Genomic DNA, 18,834 nt, shown 5'->3' with positions numbered 1-18,834 from the left:
TAAGTGCCGTCAGGGATGAGTAAAATTGGGTAAAATAACACTTGCTAACCGTGCGCCCGGTTTATCCTGTCCTTTATAAGTTCAATGGCAGACCAGATCGATGACCAATGTACTCTTGATTGACGACGATACGGAGTTGACCACGATTCTGAGTGAGTACCTGACGGAAGAAGGCTTCACGGTATTTTCAGCGATCAATGGCAAGCAGGGACTGGCCGAGATCGCAGCCCGCAAGATCGATATGGTCGTGCTTGATATTATGATGCCGCAAATGAACGGAATTGATGTTCTGCAACGGATACGCCGTGTCAGCGAGGTCCCCGTCCTCATGCTCACAGCCCGTGGCGATGACGTAGACCGCATTTCCGGCCTCAATCTGGGTGCCGATGATTATGTGGCGAAACCCTGCTCATCCGGTGAGCTTGTTGCCCGGCTGCGCGCCATCCTCAGACGCATTGGACCAGACAAGGATGTCGAGACAGAGCAATTACGATCCGGCGATCTGGTTTTGAACCCGGCCAACAGAACTGCGGAATGGCGAGGCCTGCCGTTTGAACTCACAGGCACGGAATTCATCCTGCTTGAAGTCCTGGTGCGCAATGCGGGACAGCTGCTGTCAAGGCAGTTTATCTCAAAGCAGGCATTTGGCCGTCCGCTCGTCGCCTTTGATCGGCGTATCGATGTCCACATCAGCAGCGTGCGGCAGAAACTGGGCCGACGGGAGGACGGGCAATCCTGGATCCAGTCCGTTCGCGGACAAGGCTATCAACTCATCCAGGATGTTTGATGACAAGGCTCTTCCGCAGGTTCTTCATTTTCGTCTGGCTGGCGATGACTGTATCCATCATGGGTATCGTTTCTCTGGATAGGGTCTTCCATCTGTTTCCGCTGAAAAGCCAAAGGCAGCAAGAACGCATCTCGCTTGCGGTTCAAACCATGGGGGAGGTTCTCGAGCAAAGAGGCTTGGTCGAGGCCGGTAAGCTTGCAGAGGTTTGGGCCAGTCTCGCAAATCCGGTGGTCGTTAACATTTCGCCTGTTGCGAACATTCAATGCGCAATGGGAACCGGAAACGACGAGGCCTTAAGTATCTACCGCCATCACGACGGCGCTTGTTTTCGCCTTTCCAGTCAACTCAAACACTATAATTTCATTGAGGAGGCACTTCCCGACTCTCTACCCTGGATCGCCACAGTTATTGCCAGTACGTTATCGGCCCTTTGGATCACACGCTATCTGGTCGGTCCTGTGGCCAAACTCAGAAACGGGCTCAGTGCCTTGGCGAAAGGCGATTTTCACACCAGAATCGGCGGCAATTTCGGAAAAGGCCAGGATGAAATCACGGCGCTGGCTATGGATTTCGATGTGACAGCCGCACGTTTGCAGGAATTGCAGGAAGCGCAACAGCGGCTCTTTCATGATGTCTCCCATGAACTCCGCTCGCCACTCTCGAGATTACAGGCCGTTTTGGGCGTGCTGGACAAGAATCCGAGGCGCGTCGATATGATCGCCTCGCGTATGGGGCGGGAAGTCATGCGGCTTGACGCCCTTGTCGACGAGATCCTAACGTTGGCCCGCATAAGCTCGCCCCAACATGCACCGCCAGAACGCCAGACCATTGATCTCATTGATCTGATAATCCGGATTGTCGAAGATGCCTGCTTTGAAGGGCAGGACCGCGGAATCAATGTGACCTATGCCGGATGTGACAGCTTTATCGCAACATTGAACGGAGAACTCATCTACCGGGCGATAGAGAACGTTGTTCGAAATGCGGTCAAGTTTACAACTAACAATTCGACCGTTACCGTGACGGCGCAGGCATTTCAGGATGTCTTGTCGATCAGTGTCTCTGACAATGGCCCCGGCGTTCCCGCTTGCGATCTAGACAGGATTTTCCTGCCATTCTCCCGATCCGAAATGGGCGAGACCGCGAAGGGTCACGGGCTTGGCCTTGCCATTACGCGCAAAGCCCTGGAACTACATCATGGCAGCGCCGTCGCCAGCCTTACGCCAGAAGGTCACCTTTTGATGACGCTGAAAGTGCCAGCTTCACCTGGCTCAAAATAGGGCGGCACGTCAGCAGGGATATCGAACTGTGAACTGCGCTAATATTGACAGATACGATTAGAACATTTAGTGAACGTCATATGAAAAAGTCACTCAAAGAACGCCTCGCCATCCTCTCGGATGCCGCAAAATACGATGCGTCTTGCGCCTCCAGCGGAACGACAAAGCGGAACGCAGCAGCCGCGGGCGGGCTGGGATCGACGGAGGGCTCCGGGATCTGCCACGCCTATGCGCCGGACGGGCGATGCATCTCTCTCCTTAAAATCCTGATGACGAATTTCTGTATTTACGACTGTGCGTATTGTATCAACCGATCGTCCAGCAATGTTGAGCGGGCGCGGTTTTCGGTCGAGGAGGTCATCTGGCTGACGCTCGAATTCTATCGCCGCAATTACATCGAGGGTCTCTTTCTGTCCTCTGGCATCATCCGCTCTTCCGATTACACAATGGAGGAGATGGTCCGCATCGCTCGCGAATTGCGCACGACACATAATTTCCATGGCTACATTCATCTCAAATCTATTCCCGAGGCGTCCGCGCAACTGATTGAGGAGGCCGGGCTCTACGCTGATCGCCTTTCGATCAATATCGAATTGCCTACCGATGCCGGCATCGGCAAATTCGCCCCGGAAAAGCGGCCCGACAACATTCGCCAGTCGATGGGCAATTTGCGCTTGAAGATCGAAGAAATGGCCGACCCGACCCTACAGACCAAACGGCGAAAGAGGTTCGCACCCGCCGGGCAGAGCACACAGATGATCGTCGGCGCCGACGCTGCCGACGATGCGACCATCCTTGGCACCAGTGCAAGGCTCTATGGGAGCTACGGCTTGAAGCGTGTCTACTATTCCGCCTTCAGCCCGATCCCGGATTCGTCAAAAAACCTTCCGCTGATCAAGCCGCCGCTGATGCGGGAGCATCGATTGTATCAGGCAGACTGGCTTTACCGTTTCTACGGGTTCGACATCGCAGAGATCACGGCGGCACGGCCAGACGGCATGCTCGATCTCGACCTCGATCCGAAACTGGCCTGGGCGCTTGGTCATCGCGATCGATTTCCTGTCGACATCAATCTCGCCGACAAGGAAGCGCTTCTGCGTGTGCCTGGCTTCGGCACAAAGACCGTTACATCCATTCTCTCAACACGGCGGTTCAAGCGGCTGCGGCTCGAGGATATCGGGCGTCTCAGCGTGTCACTCAAAAAAGTCCAGCCGTTCATCATTGCTGAGGGCTGGACGCCGCATCGCTTGATCGATCGCGCCGACTTGCGGGCGATGTTCATGCCAAAGCCGGAGCAATTATCGTTATTATGACTGAAACCTGCTTTCTCGAAGGTCGCGGTGATCTGTCTGAATGGCGCGAGGCCGCGCGACGGTGCCTACAGGCCGGGATCGAACCAAAAGCTATCGACTGGCGGCTTATCGGTGATGAACAGGGGCTGTTTGGTGCTGATGCAAGCCAATCCAAAGAAAGCAGCACGCCAAGCCCGGCAGAACACACAGGTGGAATGGCGCATATGTCCGTCCCGGCAGCCTTCCTTCAGCTTGGAGAAGCCGTTGTGTGTCATTCCGATCCCGGCCGCTTCGCCTTGCTGTATCGCCTTCTCTTTCGGTTGAGGCAGGAAAGGCACCTTCTTGAGGTGAAGACGGATGCCGATGTGGCGCTGGCGTACCGGATGCAGAAATCGGTGGGGCGCGATTATCATAAGATGACGGCCTTCTTGCGCTTCAAGGAAGTGCCATTGCCTGTTGGTGTTGCAGGCCGACGGCGCTTTGTCGCCTGGTTTGAGCCTGACCACTTTATCATCGCGCGCGTCGCGCCGTTTTTCCAACGTCGGTTCAATGACATGGATTGGATTATCCTGACGCCCCACGGGTCCGCGTCATGGGATGGCCAGACACTTATGACCTCGACAGACCCGGCGATAAAGCCCGATATACGCGATCAAACCGACGATCTCTGGCGCATATATTATGCATCCATCTTCAATCCCGCCCGCTTGAAGGTGAAGATGATGATGACGGAGATGCCGAAGAAATATTGGAAGAACCTGCCGGAGGCAGAGCTTATTCCTAGCTTGATCGCCGGGGCGGAAGCCAAGCTGATCGATATGGCCCGTCGACAAGCCAGTGAGCCGCTGCCTTTTCATCATCGCCTCCAGGAGGCTGCCGCGCGTGTGCCGGCAGCGCCAGCGGCCGAAGCGGACACGATAGACGCGCTACGCCAGGAAGCGCGACGCTGCAATCGATGTGATCTCTCCTGCCGGGCAACACAGACCGTGTTCGGCGAAGGGCCTGTCGATGCAATGATCATGATCGTTGGAGAGCAGCCGGGGGACCAGGAGGATCTCGCAGGCAGGCCGTTCGTCGGACCGGCGGGCCGAGTGTTCGACGAGGCTCTGGCGCAGGCCGGCCTGGACCGGCGTATGCTCTACGTCACCAACGCGGTGAAGCACTTCAAGTATGAACCACGGGGAAAGCGCCGTATCCATCAACGCCCGAATATCGCAGAGGTGCAGCAATGCAGGTGGTGGCTCACCCAAGAGATCGATATGGTGAAACCGAAGCTGATTGTCGCCATGGGCGCAATTGCGCTGTTTTCGCTCACCGATCGAAAGGACCGGTTGGAGGATGTCCGCAGCCGGCCAATTGTCATGGACGAAACGCGACATCTATTCGTCACCGTTCATCCGTCCTACCTGCTTCGTATTCCAGACGAGATCAAGAGAAACGAAGAACTCGCGCGCTTTCGAGACGACATAAGCCAGATCGGTAGACTTGTTGCGTAAGGAGAAAAGCTGGCGATTTGTCCATGCTTTGGCAAAGCGCGACCTCGATGCCTCCGGCGGGAAGCGGCGACTGCGGTCTTTAAGTGACGGGTGGGTGAAGCGGGCGCCTTGTTCTAGCAGAGTTGTGTAACAGATGCCTTAGTCAGCCGAAACCGAACAACGTTACTACGCCCATCCATGGCAGCATAACTTAAATCAAACAGTCTCCAGCAAAGCCGGAGCAGTTTACAGGCAGCCAGACAGCTTCGCTGGGCGGGGTTGGTTTGCAGATCATTCGAGACTAGGGCGAGCGTTTCAATCGGGACGGCCCAGACGGTCTGAGAGCCGGAAAGGCCAAGGGCCGTGAGCCGTGGGCTGAACGACAAGCAGCGCAAGGTGCTTGTCGCTGCGGTCGAGAAAGGTCCCGTTCCTTATCTCGGCGGTGTGGTACGTTGGAGGCTGGTTGGTCTGGTGCAATGGCTTTGGCAGGAGCATCGCATTTCACTGAGCCGCCAGCAGCTTGGGCGTGAACTGAATGCGATGAGCTATAGCAAACTCACCGCTTGCCCCAACCATCACGCGTAAGACCCTCAAACCATTGAGAATTTTTAAAAAAAACTTCCCGGCCGCAGTAGCAGAGATCGCCGCCTGGGCCGCACGAGGGACGCGACCTTCAGCGCCTCGCAATCAACGCAACAGATCGGCCTACATCTTCGGTGCTACCGGCCCGAGGCTTGGCAAGGCGGAAACTCTGATCATGCCTTGGTGCGATACCTATGCCATGACACAGCATCTGGCCGAAATCTCTCGTCATATTGCCGACGATGCACACGCCATTCTCATCATGGATCAGGCAGGATGGCATATGTCCAACAATCTCGTCGTGCCAGGAAACATCACGATCTAGCCGTGATTGCTCGACGGGAGAAAGCGTTGTTTATGCATTCTATGGTTGAATAATGGCGGTGCCTCTCACCCGCCCCGATCCGATCTTGCAGCTGGGATCAGCCGCTGAGATCGGGGCTGGCCGTGGTGCCGGATTGGATCCGCCGGACATTTCTATTTTGCGAACTGGCGCACATTCAACCTTGACGCCACAGACCGCTGCCGGAAAAACATAACGCTGCTGACAAAAACCGAGGCGCCAGATGACGACCTTTGCGACTATCAATGATCCAATCACCGGCCTTCTGGAGGCTTTCAAATCCCACGATGTGGTTGCCCTTTGCGACGGCGGGCACGGTTGTGAGCAGGCATATGCGTTGAGACGTGCGCTCATCCGCGACCCACGGTTTTCCGCCCTCGTGAACGACATAGTGGTGGAGAGCGGTAACTCTCTCTACCAAAGCATCATGGACCGTTTTATTTCAGGAGAAGATATCCCTGATAGAGAAATCTGCAAAGCTTGGCAGAATACGACGCAACCCCACGATGTGTGGGATTGCCCCGTCTTTGAGGGACTATTTCGAGACGTTCGCGATTTGAATGCAACGCTGCCCAAAGAGCGGCAGATTCGTGTTTTGTTGGGTGACCCGCCAATAGATTGGTCTAGGGTCAACAGCGCCGCTGAACTCCAAGAAACATGGAATACACTTGAAGACCGTGACAGCTGTGCGGCACGAATTATTCAAAGTGAAGTGCTGGCGAAGCAGCGCCGCGCTTTAGTCATCTACGGCGGTATGCACCTTCTACGCAAGAGACTCTTCTGGCAATCGGAAGAGGGACAGGCCATGGAATTAGAGTCCATCCCGCTACAAAATTCAATCGTGTCGTTGCTTGAGGCACAAGGAGCCAATGTCTATTCTGTCTGGACGCCCGTGTTTGTCGATCTAACGACTTTGCAGTCCGATATGTGCTCATGGCACACACCGAGTCTTGTTCCCATTCGAGGCACTCCGCTGGGAGAGGCAAGCTTTCGATCATATTACCCGCACGCTATGTTGACCAAGCAACGCGATGCGATTGTAAAGATTCATGTCGATCCCGAGCGCTCTCCTTTAATGGAGGAGCAGTTCGACGCTATCCTTTACCTCGGACCGCCATCGGATTTAAGTTGGAGTGAAGTCTCTCCCGCGTTAGCCGCTGATCCGGAATATATCAAGATGCGGTCAGAGAGATGTGCATGGGTCGGCATGCCTCTCTGATTGTCAACGGCGAAACGAACCAGCCCCTCCCCGCTGCGTTTAAGGGCGCGGGCATAGTGCTCGGCACCCTGCCGGAAAACGGAATCCCGATTGGCACCCTTTTGGCGCCGCAGGATCTGCGTATTTTCAAGCGGCACGGCAGCCGGCACAGGCCGGCCTTCACCGGCTTGCCATCTGCGGGCAACATCATCGATGCGAGGAATGTGTCATGGCGACGGTTGCGGCTGGCATTGGCACGAGCTTTGTGGCGACCCCATTGGGTCAAAAGCGGGAAGCTGGGTCCCCTGCTACCTGTCTTTGCAGTAGAGCGAGATAACATCACGGCACTCTGGCCTGTAAGCCGTCGCGCCAGCTCCGCGGTCACTATGAAGGAGCGGATACCCCTCGCTTTCAGGACTTGGCTTAATCCATTGGCTGACTGGAATGAGTGAGGGCGCGACGATGGGAAGCACACTTGAATTCATAAATCTTCGTGCTTGCGCAGCAGACGTTTGGTGCATAAATTAGAGTAATGTCTGATCATTCGTCTCAACGATTGTCGCCGTCAAATATCCCAATGGATGCGCTAAGCGAAGTTCTACAGGACTTTCGTTTGAGTGGAGTAAACTATGGGCGCTGCGAACTGCGGCATCCGTGGAGCATCGCTCTGCCGCACCAACAGCTGCTTCGTTTCCATTTTATCAGCCAAGGTCCATGCTGGATTCATACCGAAGCCCAGGGATGGCAGGAATTGCACGATGGGGATCTGGTCCTACTGCCGCAAGGTATCGCACATCGATTGGCCAGCGCGCCGGATGTTGAAGGCGACTCGCTCAAAAGCTGTCAGATAAAAAGGTTGAGCAGCAAGGTTTGCGAATTGGTGCGGGAAGGAACGGGGGCGACCAGCACGCTTTTTTGCGGCTCCATGGCGCTGAGCGCCTATGCCCTTGATCCTTTGATCGCCCTGATGCCGCCAATCATCAAGGGCTGCGATGTCGCTGGCAATGACCCGATCATTGGCCCTCTGCTGACGGCTATGACGACAGAGGCTTCACAACCCCAGATGGGCAGCGCAACGATCCTGACGCGTATGGCTGACTTGCTCGTCGCGCGGCTTATCCGCTGTTGGGTCAATTGCAGCGGAGCGGCAACCACCGGCTGGCTCGCCGCCATCCGCGACCCCCATCTTGGTCGTGTGTTGGCAGCCATGCACCGCGATCCCGGCCATAACTGGACGCTTGAAAGCCTTGCCGGTGTGGCAGGCCAGTCGCGCTCGATCTTTGCCGAACGCTTCAGTGCTGTTTTAGGGGAAGGCGCGGCACGCTATCTCGCTCGCCTGCGCATGCAGCTTGCCCGTGAGTTGTTGGGGCAAGGTGGCATGTCGGTTGCCGAGGTTGCATCTCGCCTGGGCTATGAATCCGAAGCGTCGTTCGCGCGCGCTTTCAAACGCATTACCACGGTCTCACCCGGCGTTGTGCGCCGCACAGTTTCCGGACGAACGGACATGGTTTTCGGATTTTAAGCTACATATAATCCCAAATCTTTCGTCTATGAAGTGCTTCCGGATTCAGGAGATACGTCAATGACGGACAGAACATCACAATTTAACAGCGCGGATATAGACCTCGATACCGCTGAGCCGGTCGCGTGGAGCTCTGCCACCTGGCTCGCCGTCCTTTCGATGGCGGCCACCAGTTTTGCGCTGGTCTCGGCTGAGTTCCTGCCGGCAGGCCTGCTGACGCCAATGGCTCGTGATCTTGGGATCAGTGAGGGAACAGCCGGGCAGGTTGTGACTGCCACCGCTTTCGTGGGCGCCATCACGGCCCTGTTGAGCAATGTCCTGATCGGCAGATTAAACCGCAAGACAGTGCTGGTCGGCCTCAGTGCGTTGGCAATCGGCTCCAATATTCTTGCGGCGGTGGCGACGGATTTTTGGCTATTGATGCTCGGTCGAGCAGGCCTCGGCATTGCCCTCAGCGGCTTCTGGGCACTTTCGGTTGCCGTCGTCTCCAGGTTGGTTGGGACCAACGCAACAGGACGGGGCATGGCGATCGTTACGCTCGGCGTTTCACTCGCGACGATCGCGGCGCCATCGATAGGCGCTTTGATCAGTGACTGGTTGGGCTGGCGCAGCGCCATGTCTATGACTGCGGGGCTAGCTGCACTTGCCATGCTGCTGCAGATAATCTGCTTGCCAACATTGCCTTCAAGCACAAGCAACAGTCTCTCTGATGTATTCCGGCTGACGCGGCGGCGTGGGGTTCAACTTGGAATGTTGGCCATCCTTTTGCTGATGACGGGGCATTTTGCCGGCTCGGTTTATGTGCGCCCTTTCCTGGAACAGGTGACGCTGCTTGAAACTGGCCCGATTGCCCTGGCACTTCTCGGATTTGGCGTCGCGTCGGTAATCGGTAACGTTGCGGGTGGCCGGATGGCTGACGCCAGTATTCATATGGCACTCGCTGTCACCGCCGTGTTGATGGCGTCTGCAGCGCTCGCCTTGGTGCTTTGGGGTAGCTATGTCGGCGTTGCCTTCAGCCTTGTTACGCTTTGGGGCTTTGCCTTCGGCATGGCACCCGTGGTGCTGCCGACCAACCTGTCACGCAGTGCACCTGACGCCCTGGAGGCAGCGGGCAGCCTGATGGTCGTCTCTTTCCAGGTCGCGATCACGATTGGCGCGGTTGTCGGCGGTTATGTCGTCGATCATTATGGCGCTGCGGGACCCTTGACCCTGACCGCCGCCCTGGCCGCGTTGACGGTCGCCTTGGCACTGACGCAACCGCGCACCTGATCTTCGCTTCGGGTCAGCCACCTTTGCCACTTTGAGCCTCAATGTGAACATCAACAACCTGTTGAGGCTCCACAACGAGAGCAGCGGAGCTGCTGCCTTATGGGGGCAGTCGTCAAAACGGCAGACAGCATGAACGTCAAGATATCCGAGCAACTGCGATAATCGTCAGATGGCTGAATCCGGGCAGTCGGTCAGTTCAGAGGTAAGGGTTGATTTCCGCCTCCACCTTTGCTTGTCCAGCGAATAACGGCGGCACCTCAATGAAGGTATTCTGTGATATTCCCGTGTCGATAATCTCAAAAACCGCCTTGAGCATGCCGTCCACATCCTGACGCACCATTTCGATGTCGCCACCCAAAAGCGCCACAAAGGGATCCCAGTCGAAACAGCCCATTGCTGGTAGCCGCTCCGCGACAAAGCCGGAGGTCTTGAGCCACTGCATGACGCCTTCAAGAGAGATGGTGGAGTTTACAAACATTCCGCCTGGAATTTCGCCTTCAACCATCGCCAGTGTTTGTAAAGCTTTTTCCGCTTTTTCAGGGGCGTATCCGCAAGCCAGTATGTGGCGTTCATCGATCGGAACGCCCATATCCTGATGGGCTGCCCGAAAACCGCGCACCCGCTCCAAGGTGTTGTGATCAGTGGCGCGCCCGCCAACAAACAGCAACGGTGCGGCCTTGCCGGTTTTTCTGTGACAATTTTTTAGAATACGACGGGTCAATTCCCGCGCCCCTGCAAAATTATCCGAAATAACCGAAGGTGCTGCCGTTCCCGGCAGGTCGAGATTAATGCTGCGCGCCCCGGCAGACGTGCATATTTCGGTGATCCGGTCAGGGTTGGTCGCTCCGGTCGAAACCAGCCATTCCACTTGATAGGACAGCAGAGTGCGTGCAGCCTCCACTTCAAGCTCTGGGTCACGTCGCGTGCAGGTGATGATCGGGAAAAGGCCCCTCGCCCGCGCCATATCCTCGAAGGTTTCGACGATCGAGCCAAAATAACGGTTGTCATACTTAGGGACGATCATGCCGATGATCTGTGATTTTTCCCGGCGCAACAGACTGGCCTGCATGTTGAGCGCGTAGCCTTGCTCTTCAGCAATCCGTCTGATTTTTTCCGCCAATTGCGTGCTGATCCGGCGCTTCTTCCAATTGCCGTTCAAAACAGCACTCACAGCACTGGCCGATGTGCCAGCAAGCTCGGCCAGATCGTAGATCGTGGTCTTCTTGGCGGTTTTTTTCTGATTCACAAGCGCCTCCCGTTGAAACCCAACTTGACATCAAAGTCAGAAGATGGCAATTCTTGCGTCATCGATTGAGCAGTGTTGCTCAATCGATGAAGTTGGTTGGCTTTGGAGGGTTGACCGGGAGGCACTCAAGCAATTCAGGATTGTTGTCGCATCATCGTGCGCTCGTTGAGTCGTGATCACTGTCTTCTGTTGCATGCGTCTCTCACTGCTGGTTTTGGGTTCTAGAGGAGGAAGCTATGAAATTTCATTCCATGATGATGGTGTCGGTTGCTGCCGCTGCCATGTTTGCAGGCTCTGCCTTGGCGCAAGAGAAGGCAACCGTTGCGTTTCTGATGCCGGATCAGGCATCGACACGCTATGAAAACCACGATTATCCGGGCTTCAAGGCCGAGATGGCCAAGCTGTGCGCCGGATGCACGGTGATTTATCAAAACGCCAATGGCGATACCGCGCTTCAGCAGCAGCAATTCAACTCGGTGATTGCGCAAGGCGCAAAGGTGATTGTACTGGACCCGGTGGATTCGTCTGCTGCCGCAGCACTGGTCGAATTGGCGCAGTCGCAGGATGTGAAGGTCATTGCCTATGATCGTCCGATTCCAAAGAAAGCGGCGGATTATTATGTGTCCTTCGATAATGCTGGTATTGGCGAGGCCATTGCCAAGTCTTTGGTGCAGCACCTGAAGGCCAAGGGCGTGCCACAGGGTGCGGGTATTCTTGAAATCAACGGCTCGCCCACCGATGCCGCCGCTGGCCTGATCCGCGATGGTGTTCATAAAGGCCTGAAGGATTCAGGTTACAAGACGCTGGCCGAATTTGATACGCCAGAATGGGCGCCGCCAAAAGCGCAGGAATGGGCCGCTGGCCAAATCACCCGCTTTGGCGCAGACATCAAGGGCGTTGTTGCCGCCAATGACGGCACGGGCGGCGGTGCGATTGCAGCGTTTAAGGCGGCTGGTGTTAATCCGGTTCCACCTGTTACGGGCAATGATGCGACCATCGCAGCGCTTCAGCTGATCATTTCCGGCGACCAGTACAACACGATTTCCAAGCCATCGGAAATTGTTGCGGCGGCGGCTGCTAAAGTCACCGTCCAGTTTCTGAAGGGTGAAAAGCCGGAAGCCAAGACGACGCTTTATGACACCCCCTCGCAGCTGTTCATTCCGGCTGTGGTGACGGCAGAAAACATCAAGGCTGAAATCTTTGATAAGAAGATTCAGACGCCTGCCGAAGTCTGCACGGGTGAATATGCCGCTGGCTGCAAAAAGCTGGGCATCACCCAGTAATTGTTCTGATCTGTGTTCGGTCCGGCACTGCCGGATCGGACATGCCCCGAACCTGAAAAGAGCGTTTCGCCATGGTGCAAAATGACCAAGCGGCCCCGAAAACGGGTGGCCCTATTCTGAAATTGCGCAATATTTCGAAGAATTTTGGTGCTGTCTCGGCGCTGACGGATATTGATCTGGAAGTCTGGCCCGGCGAAGTGGTTGCCCTTGTGGGTGATAACGGCGCTGGCAAATCCACCTTGATCAAGGTGCTGGCAGGCGTGCATCAGCCAACCTCCGGCACCATTGAATTTTGCGGCGAAAACGTCTCGCTCGATAGCCCCAGCCGTGCGCTGGAACTGGGCATTGCCACGGTGTTTCAAGACCTCGCCCTATGCGAAAATCTGGATGTGGTGGCCAATCTTTTCCTTGGTCACGAGCTTGCGCCATGGAACCTCGATGAAGTGGCCATGGAAGTGCGTGCTTGGACGCTTTTGAAGGAGCTGGCAGCGCGGATTCCCTCCGTTCGAGAGCCGATTGCCTCGCTATCAGGTGGTCAACGCCAGACGGTTGCCATTGCAAGATCACTACTTCTGGACCCGAAAATCATCATGCTGGATGAGCCAACGGCGGCCCTTGGTGTTGCCCAGACAGCCGAAGTTTTGAACCTGATTGAGCGGGTGCGCGAACGCGGACTGGGCGTCATCATCATCAGCCACAATATGGAAGATGTGCGCGCCGTGGCCGATCGCATTGTGGTGCTGCGCCTGGGCAAGAACAACGGCGTCTTTACCCCTGACGCATCCAATCAGGAGCTGGTTGCCTCCATCACCGGGGCCACGGAAAATTCCGTGTCGCGCCGCCTGACCCGCAAGACAAATAGCCAAGAAACCAGCGCCCCAGACACGAGGGGGAGACCCGCATGAGCAACAATATGTCGAACCCTGAAACCAAGTCCTCCCAAGCCTTGGACCGCAGCGATGAACGCGTCACCCACGATGATGGTGTGCTGGGCATGTTGCGCAGTTTTATCAATCGGATCAAATCGGGCGATCTGGGCATGTTGCCAGTCGCCATTGGTCTGATTGTGATTTCCACCGTGTTCAGCATTCTCAACCCGATTTTTCTGGCCCCGAACAATCTGGTCAATCTGCTTTTTGATTGCGCAACCGTTGGTATCATTTCGCTGGGCATTGTTTGTGTGTTGTTGTTGGGTGAGATTGACCTCTCGGTTGGTTCCATGAGTGGTCTGGCCTCGGCCATCATTGGTGTCTTGTGGGTCAATTCCGGCCTTCCGGTGATTGTTGCCGTGTTTGCGGCTCTGGTCACCGGGGCGGCGGTGGGTGCGCTTTATGCGGTGCTGTATAACCGCATGGGCATGCCAAGCTTTGTCGCCACGCTGTCTGGCCTGCTGGCCTTGCTGGGCATGCAGCTCTACATTCTCGGCCCAACGGGCAGTATCAATTTGCCCTATGCCTCACCTTTGGTGCGTTTTGGCCAAATTCTGGTGATGCCGCATTGGCTGTCCTTCACGCTGGCTTTGGTGCCCGGTGTTGTGATGATTGTGTTTGGGCTGGCTGTTCGCAAGCGCCGCCAAGCGGTCAACCTGTCCTCAAAACCCTTGAGTGGGTTGTTGATCAAGGCCGCCATCCTCACGCTGGGCTTTGAATTTGCCGTCTACTATCTCAACCTCGGACGCGGCGTGCCTTGGATGTTTGCGCTATTTGTGGCGCTGGTGGTGGTGGTCAATTACCTCCTGACCAAGACACAATGGGGCCGCTCGATGTTTGCCGTAGGTGGCAATCGTGAAGCCGCCCGCCGGGCGGGCATCAATGTTCGCCGCATCTATATGAGCGCGTTTATGCTGTGCTCAACCCTTGCAGCCCTTGGCGGCGTACTGTCGGCATCGCGTCTTGCATCGTCCAGCCAGCAGGCAGGCACGGGTGATGTGAACTTGAACGCCATTGCCGCCGCCGTGATTGGTGGCACCAGCCTGTTTGGCGGGCGTGGCAGTGCCTATTCGGCGCTGCTTGGCATCATCGTCATTCAGGCGATTTCCAATGGTTTGACGCTCCTCAACCTCAGCTCATCGCTGCGTTACATGATCACCGGGGCCGTGCTTGCCATTGCCGTGATTGTGGATTCGCTTGCGCGCCGCTCCCGTGTCAGTCACGGCCGCGCCTAACAAGATTTACAAGGAGAATTGTATCATGACAGATATCATGAAAGGCAAAGTCGCCGCCATCACCGGCGCTGCATCGGGCATTGGTCTCGCTTGCGCCAAAATTCTGCTGGCGGAAGGCGCAACGGTGGTGTTGATCGACCGCGCCAAGGACAAACTGGATGCGCTTTGCGCAGAACTCGGTGAGCGTGCCAAGCCGCTGGTGGTGGATCTTTTGAATGGGCCAGAGGTTTCCGCCATGCTGCCGCGCATTCTGGAGGTCGCAGGTGGTCTCGATATTTTCCACGCCAACGCCGGAGCCTATATTGGCGGTGCCGTGGCAGAAGGCGACCCAGATGCTTGGGATCGGATGTTGAACCTCAATATCAACGCGGCCTTTCGCTCGGTGCATGCGGTTTTGCCGCATCTGATTGCGCAAAAATCCGGCGATATCCTGTTTACCAGCTCGATTGCAGGCGTGGTGCCTGTGGTGTGGGAGCCGATTTACACGGCCTCGAAATTTGCCGTTCAGGCCTTTGTGCATTCCACCCGCAGACAGGTTTCGCAACACGGGGTGCGTGTGGGCGCGGTGTTGCCCGGTCCAGTCGTCACTGCATTGCTCGATGATTGGCCAAAGGCCAAGATGGATGAAGCACTGGCCAATGGCAGCCTGATGCAGCCGCAGGAAGTGGCAGAGGCTGTGCTCTTCATGCTGTCGCGACCACGCAATGTCACCATCCGTGATCTGGTGATTGTGCCCAACAGCGTCGATCTTTAATCGGCGCCAACCTCATCATTGTCCCATCTATATTTGAAGAGCATTTGCCATGACCGAAGCAACTGACACCGTCGCGACCGGGCTTGAACGCTATATTATCGGCGTCGACGTCGGCACAGGCAGCGCCCGTGCCGGCCTGTTTGATCTGAGCGGTACGCTTGTGGCCGTTGCCAAACGCGATATTGCGCTGTTTCGCGAGGCCGGGGCAATTGCCGAGCAGTCCAGCACAGATATCTGGGATGCCGTCTGCACGGTTGTCCGGCAGGTTGCCGAAGGTGTGGACGATCCAGCTCATGTCATCGGCCTCGGCTTTGATGCCACGTGCTCGCTGGTGGTGCTGGGTGAAGGTGGAAAGCCATTGCCAGTGGGTTCGTCAGAGCTTGCGGAGCGGGACATCATCGTCTGGATGGATCAACGAGCCGTGACGCAAGCGGAGAAAATCAACGCCATCGGCCATGATGTGCTGCGCTATGTCGGTGGTAAGATTTCACCAGAGATGGAAACGCCCAAGATTCTCTGGTTGAAGGAAAATCGTCCCGAGACCTTCAAAAGTGCTTGGCAGTTTTTTGATCTTGCCGATTTTCTCACCTGGAAGGCAACGGGCGAGCTTGCCCGCTCCACCTGTACCGTGACCTGCAAATGGACCTATTTGGCCCATGAGCAGAGATGGGACGCCAGCTATTTCCATGCGATTGGGCTGGGAGAACTGGCGGACGAGGGCTTCAGCCGCATTGGCCAGCGCATTGTCGAACCCGGAACGCCGCTTGGGCAGGGTCTGACAGAAACCGCCGCTATCGCCATGGGCCTAACAACTGGCACGGCGGTGGCCGCAGGCATGATTGATGCCCACGCGGGCGGCATTGGTACAGTGGGCATTGGCAGCGGCCCTAAAGACAATATGGCCTATGTGTTTGGCACCTCCTCCTGCACCATGACCTCAACTGTTGAACCCGTGTTTGTACCCGGCGTCTGGGGGCCCTATTACTCGGCCATGGTGCCGGGCATGTGGTTGAATGAGGGCGGACAGAGTGCCGCCGGTGCGGCGATTGATCAATTGCTGGCCTTTCACCCGGCAGCACCAGAGACAGCCACAAAGGCGCGTGAACAGGGTGTTGCTCTGCCGGTTCTGTTGGCGCAGGCGGCAGCGGCCAAGGTCAGCACCCTGCCCGATGTCGTGCATTTGGCGAAAGGTTTGCACATCGTGCCGGAATTCCTCGGCAACCGCGCGCCGTTTGCCGATCCCCACGCACGCGCCATCATTGCCGGTCTGGGTATGGACCGGGATTTTGATAGTCTGGTTGCGCTCTATATCGCTGGCCTGTGCGGCATTGGTTATGGTCTGCGTCAAATCATTGAGACACAGGCCGCGTCGGGCGCGTTTATTGAGCGCGTTGTGATCAGCGGTGGCGCTGGCGAGAGTGATCTGGTGCGGCAAGTATTGGCCGATGCCTGTGGTAAGCCCGTGTTGGCACCGGCCATGGCGGAACCGGTTTTGCTGGGATCGGCGATTTTGGGTGCCGTGGCGGGAAAGGCCTTTTCAGGCGTTAGCCAGGCAATGGAAGCCTTGAGCGGCGTAACAAAGACCTATCATCCACAGGGCGGGGCGTTGGCCAATATCCACAGCCAAAGATATAGCCATTTTACAACGCTACAACACCAGGGTAGAGCGCTACGCGATGTGTAGGCGCATTGAATATCCTTGGGATTCTCTGACACCTGGACAAAACGACGAGCAGACAATCCGATCAAAATGCTGGCCTATTGAAATGCTGGTCAGCTTTGAAGTTGTAGGGTGTATCGCGTATGTCGCCGCTCTCCGGTGCGGGTGAATGCCCCGATCTCGACAAGGTGCTGGAGGTCACGCGTTGCCGTCGCACGTGATGTGGCTGTGATTGAAATGTAATTTTCTGCGCTCAACCCGCCTTTAAAACCAGCGATACCCTCTCGAAAAATACGGGCGATGACTTTTTCCTGGCGCTCATTAAACCGGTCCCGAAACCGATCATAGAATTTTGCCTTTTGAATGAAAAAGGCAATACGATCAATCGTCGCCTGTTGGGCCTCCAGGACCGTCTGCGAAAAATAGAGAAGCCATCCGTTGATATCGAGTTTTCGCTGATGGCTCTCAAGTTCGCAGTAATAGGCCTTTCGGTCACGCTCAATTGTAAAGGCAAGTGAAATCAGGCTTGGTTGCCCAATGTTCTGCGCTAGTGATTTTTCAGCAAGCGCACGTCCAATTCTACCGTTGCCGTCCTCAAAGGGATGGATGCTTTCGAAATAGAGGTGTCCGATGGCTGCGCGGGTCAGCGCAGATAATGGAGTTGCCCCGCCTGGACCCGACCGATTGAACCAGTCGATGAAAAGCGTCATTTCCGCAGCCACTTGGCGAGATGGCGGTGCCTCAAAGTGGATTATAGGCTTGTCCAGGCGACCTGAGACGATCTGCATTGCATCAGTGTGGCGACGGTAGGCGCCAATTGTTTCGATATATCGGTTTCCCGCCATCAGCATCGAGTGCCACTGGAAAAGGTCCTCATGCTGGAGCGGGCCGGACCAGTTTTTATAGACGTCAGCCATCATCTCTGCGATCCCGCGCTCTTGCGGTCGGACCGGACGATTGTCTGTGTTGAGACCAAATTGTCGGCGCAGCGATGACTGGACGCTTGCTCGATCAAGGAACTCACCTTCGATCTCTGACGTTTTGATGGCTTCGTCGCTCAGTAACTCAATCCGCAATTGGTTACTGTCGTCGTCACTGAAATGCCTGACAGCACCAATCACCTCACCGGATGACTGGAGAAACCTTTGCTCCAACAGGGCCATGTTCTCAATGTCATAGGAGAAGTTTGGCCAATCGGGCCGTTGCCAGTTCCATTGCATGAGTTATAGCCGCCTTTTCTATAACTCAAAATTATGCCCATTGATGAGCTATTGCAAGTCGTTCTATCGATCATCCGGATTTGAAATCTGCTGTGGGTCCTTTATCAAACACCGCTTTCATTACCGCTCGCCTCCGACATGAGGTCGATAGAATGGAATTCAAGCATTTCAAACCATGATCGTTCCTAACTTAGTCGGAACGTAGACCCTTTTAGTCTCTCTTTCGTAGCTTTGTCCGACGATCAAGAATGAGATGATCGACTTTCTCGGAGGGCACATGATCTGGATCGCTCTCAGCGGCCTCTTTCAGAAGTCGCGTCAGGCGCTTTAGCTCCTTTTCGTCCAGATGTTCGATGCCCATAAACCGGTTTTCGGCTGCACTGGTCAGGATTAACTCGTCAAGTTTTGCCTGAACGGCCTTGCCGTCTCGGTTCTGAGAGTTTTGCAGGACGAAGACCATCAGGAATGTGATGATTGTCGTTCCGGTATTGACCACGAGTTGCCAGGTTTCTGAAAAGCCGAAGAGCGGACCGCTGACCGCCCAGAGGATAATCCCGGCAACCGCGATGACGAATGTTGCTGGCTTGCCGGTAAGGTCAGCGATCATGCCGGAAAATTTTGAAAAAAGACTGGTTTTCTCGGACATGGTATTCCTCCAGATGGAATAAGCCTACCAATAATCCTTCGATGGCATGGAAGTTCCGGGGACCTGTCTTTTCGCTCAAGCGGAAGGCCTATCGCTTCATCAGATAATGTTCT

At 55.8% G+C, this 18,834-nt stretch carries 18 protein-coding genes; 14 read left to right on the top strand and 4 right to left on the bottom strand.

Translation table 11 applies throughout. The annotated features are described in order from the left end of the window. Window positions 1-100: 100 nt before the first annotated feature. The 7 genes from ASB66_RS21760 (at window position 101) to ASB66_RS21735 (ending at window position 6,978) form a co-directional block, all read left to right on the top strand. Window positions 101-787, top strand: a complete 687-nt coding sequence (locus tag ASB66_RS21760) for a response regulator transcription factor (protein ID WP_060716952.1) — start codon at window positions 101-103, stop codon at window positions 785-787. After that, a complete protein-coding gene (locus ASB66_RS21755) occupies window positions 787-2,067 on the top strand; it encodes an ATP-binding protein (RefSeq protein ID WP_060716953.1) in 1,281 nt (426 codons plus the stop codon). Before ASB66_RS21760 ends, ASB66_RS21755 begins: the two co-directional genes overlap by 1 nt. 80 nt (window positions 2,068-2,147) lie before the next feature. Next, window positions 2,148-3,380: a putative DNA modification/repair radical SAM protein gene (locus ASB66_RS21750; protein ID WP_060716954.1), complete on the top strand. Its 1,233-nt coding sequence runs from the start codon at window positions 2,148-2,150 to the stop codon at window positions 3,378-3,380. Then, a complete protein-coding gene (locus tag ASB66_RS21745) occupies window positions 3,377-4,855 on the top strand; it encodes a UdgX family uracil-DNA binding protein (RefSeq protein ID WP_060716955.1) in 1,479 nt (492 codons plus the stop codon). Before ASB66_RS21750 ends, ASB66_RS21745 begins: the two co-directional genes overlap by 4 nt. A 342-nt stretch (window positions 4,856-5,197) precedes the next feature. Beyond that, a complete protein-coding gene (locus ASB66_RS21740; protein ID WP_060716956.1) occupies window positions 5,198-5,419 on the top strand; it encodes a winged helix-turn-helix domain-containing protein in 222 nt (73 codons plus the stop codon). A 13-nt stretch (window positions 5,420-5,432) separates the two neighbouring features. Then, complete coding sequence (locus tag ASB66_RS27080; RefSeq protein WP_326492043.1) at window positions 5,433-5,741, top strand: transposase; 309 nt, start codon at window positions 5,433-5,435, stop codon at window positions 5,739-5,741. Window positions 5,742-5,982: 241 nt separating this feature from the next. Continuing rightward, window positions 5,983-6,978: a TraB/GumN family protein gene (locus ASB66_RS21735; RefSeq protein ID WP_060716957.1), complete on the top strand. Its 996-nt coding sequence runs from the start codon at window positions 5,983-5,985 to the stop codon at window positions 6,976-6,978. On the opposite strand, the gene ASB66_RS26905 is transcribed toward ASB66_RS21735, so the two are convergent. After that, complete coding sequence (locus ASB66_RS26905) at window positions 6,861-7,115, bottom strand: DUF6118 family protein (protein ID WP_233741825.1); 255 nt, start codon at window positions 7,113-7,115, stop codon at window positions 6,861-6,863. The two genes, ASB66_RS21735 and ASB66_RS26905, sit on opposite strands and share 118 nt — an antisense overlap. A gap of 374 nt (window positions 7,116-7,489) precedes the next feature. On the opposite strand from ASB66_RS26905, the gene ASB66_RS21730 reads away from it, so the two are divergent. Together ASB66_RS21730 and ASB66_RS21725 are read left to right on the top strand one after the other, a co-directional pair. Further along, window positions 7,490-8,479: an AraC family transcriptional regulator gene (locus ASB66_RS21730; RefSeq protein ID WP_060716959.1), complete on the top strand. Its 990-nt coding sequence runs from the start codon at window positions 7,490-7,492 to the stop codon at window positions 8,477-8,479. 60 nt (window positions 8,480-8,539) lie between these two features. After that, complete coding sequence (locus ASB66_RS21725) at window positions 8,540-9,748, top strand: MFS transporter (RefSeq protein WP_060716960.1); 1,209 nt, start codon at window positions 8,540-8,542, stop codon at window positions 9,746-9,748. Between the two features lie 196 nt (window positions 9,749-9,944). Here ASB66_RS21725 and ASB66_RS21720 read toward each other — a convergent pair whose 3' ends face one another. Next, entirely contained in the window at window positions 9,945-10,994 is a 1,050-nt protein-coding gene (locus tag ASB66_RS21720; RefSeq protein WP_060716961.1) for a LacI family DNA-binding transcriptional regulator, read from the bottom strand. A gap of 236 nt (window positions 10,995-11,230) precedes the next feature. On the opposite strand from ASB66_RS21720, the gene ASB66_RS21715 reads away from it, so the two are divergent. From ASB66_RS21715 to ASB66_RS21695, 5 genes are all read left to right on the top strand, one after another. Continuing rightward, the gene (locus ASB66_RS21715) at window positions 11,231-12,277 is read left to right on the top strand and encodes an ABC transporter substrate-binding protein (RefSeq protein ID WP_060716962.1); all 1,047 of its coding nucleotides are present in this window, start codon (window positions 11,231-11,233) and stop codon (window positions 12,275-12,277) included. Between the two features lie 71 nt (window positions 12,278-12,348). Continuing rightward, a complete protein-coding gene (locus tag ASB66_RS21710) occupies window positions 12,349-13,182 on the top strand; it encodes an ATP-binding cassette domain-containing protein (protein ID WP_015918479.1) in 834 nt (277 codons plus the stop codon). Next, a complete protein-coding gene (locus ASB66_RS21705) occupies window positions 13,179-14,441 on the top strand; it encodes a sugar ABC transporter permease (protein ID WP_060716963.1) in 1,263 nt (420 codons plus the stop codon). The genes ASB66_RS21710 and ASB66_RS21705 overlap by 4 nt, the downstream gene beginning before the upstream one ends. A gap of 25 nt (window positions 14,442-14,466) precedes the next feature. Then, the gene (locus tag ASB66_RS21700) at window positions 14,467-15,195 is read left to right on the top strand and encodes an SDR family oxidoreductase (protein WP_060716964.1); all 729 of its coding nucleotides are present in this window, start codon (window positions 14,467-14,469) and stop codon (window positions 15,193-15,195) included. 49 nt (window positions 15,196-15,244) lie between these two features. Further along, window positions 15,245-16,879 carry an FGGY-family carbohydrate kinase gene (locus ASB66_RS21695; RefSeq protein WP_070166118.1) on the top strand — a complete coding sequence of 545 codons (1,635 nt, stop codon included), beginning with the start codon at window positions 15,245-15,247 and terminating at the stop codon, window positions 16,877-16,879. A gap of 89 nt (window positions 16,880-16,968) precedes the next feature. Here ASB66_RS21695 and ASB66_RS21690 read toward each other — a convergent pair whose 3' ends face one another. Both ASB66_RS21690 and ASB66_RS21685 read right to left on the bottom strand, forming a co-directional pair. Continuing rightward, entirely contained in the window at window positions 16,969-18,075 is a 1,107-nt protein-coding gene (locus ASB66_RS21690) for a Fic family protein (protein WP_060716965.1), read from the bottom strand. 211 nt (window positions 18,076-18,286) lie between these two features. Next, the gene (locus ASB66_RS21685) at window positions 18,287-18,721 is read right to left on the bottom strand and encodes a low affinity iron permease family protein (protein ID WP_060716966.1); all 435 of its coding nucleotides are present in this window, start codon (window positions 18,719-18,721) and stop codon (window positions 18,287-18,289) included. Window positions 18,722-18,834 lie beyond the last annotated feature (113 nt).

The sequence above is a fragment of the Gillisella vitis genome (assembly GCF_001541345.2).
Classification (GTDB): Bacteria; Pseudomonadota; Alphaproteobacteria; order Rhizobiales; family Rhizobiaceae; genus Allorhizobium; species Allorhizobium vitis.
Note: the sequence above shows the minus strand (reverse complement) of the source record. Positions and strands in the feature narration are given on the sequence as shown.

Coding starts and splice junctions, on each gene's coding strand:
- ASB66_RS21760 (WP_060716952.1), top strand. CDS start 101: ATGACCAATGTACTCTTGATTGACGACGATACGGAGTTGACCACGATT.
- ASB66_RS21755 (WP_060716953.1), top strand. CDS start 787: ATGACAAGGCTCTTCCGCAGGTTCTTCATTTTCGTCTGGCTGGCGATG.
- ASB66_RS21750 (WP_060716954.1), top strand. CDS start 2,148: ATGAAAAAGTCACTCAAAGAACGCCTCGCCATCCTCTCGGATGCCGCA.
- ASB66_RS21745 (WP_060716955.1), top strand. CDS start 3,377: ATGACTGAAACCTGCTTTCTCGAAGGTCGCGGTGATCTGTCTGAATGG.
- ASB66_RS21735 (WP_060716957.1), top strand. CDS start 5,983: ATGACGACCTTTGCGACTATCAATGATCCAATCACCGGCCTTCTGGAG.
- ASB66_RS21730 (WP_060716959.1), top strand. CDS start 7,490: ATGTCTGATCATTCGTCTCAACGATTGTCGCCGTCAAATATCCCAATG.
- ASB66_RS21725 (WP_060716960.1), top strand. CDS start 8,540: ATGACGGACAGAACATCACAATTTAACAGCGCGGATATAGACCTCGAT.
- ASB66_RS21715 (WP_060716962.1), top strand. CDS start 11,231: ATGAAATTTCATTCCATGATGATGGTGTCGGTTGCTGCCGCTGCCATG.
- ASB66_RS21710 (WP_015918479.1), top strand. CDS start 12,349: ATGGTGCAAAATGACCAAGCGGCCCCGAAAACGGGTGGCCCTATTCTG.
- ASB66_RS21705 (WP_060716963.1), top strand. CDS start 13,179: ATGAGCAACAATATGTCGAACCCTGAAACCAAGTCCTCCCAAGCCTTG.
- ASB66_RS21700 (WP_060716964.1), top strand. CDS start 14,467: ATGACAGATATCATGAAAGGCAAAGTCGCCGCCATCACCGGCGCTGCA.
- ASB66_RS21695 (WP_070166118.1), top strand. CDS start 15,245: ATGACCGAAGCAACTGACACCGTCGCGACCGGGCTTGAACGCTATATT.
- ASB66_RS21690 (WP_060716965.1), bottom strand. CDS start 18,075: ATGCAATGGAACTGGCAACGGCCCGATTGGCCAAACTTCTCCTATGAC.
- ASB66_RS21685 (WP_060716966.1), bottom strand. CDS start 18,721: ATGTCCGAGAAAACCAGTCTTTTTTCAAAATTTTCCGGCATGATCGCT.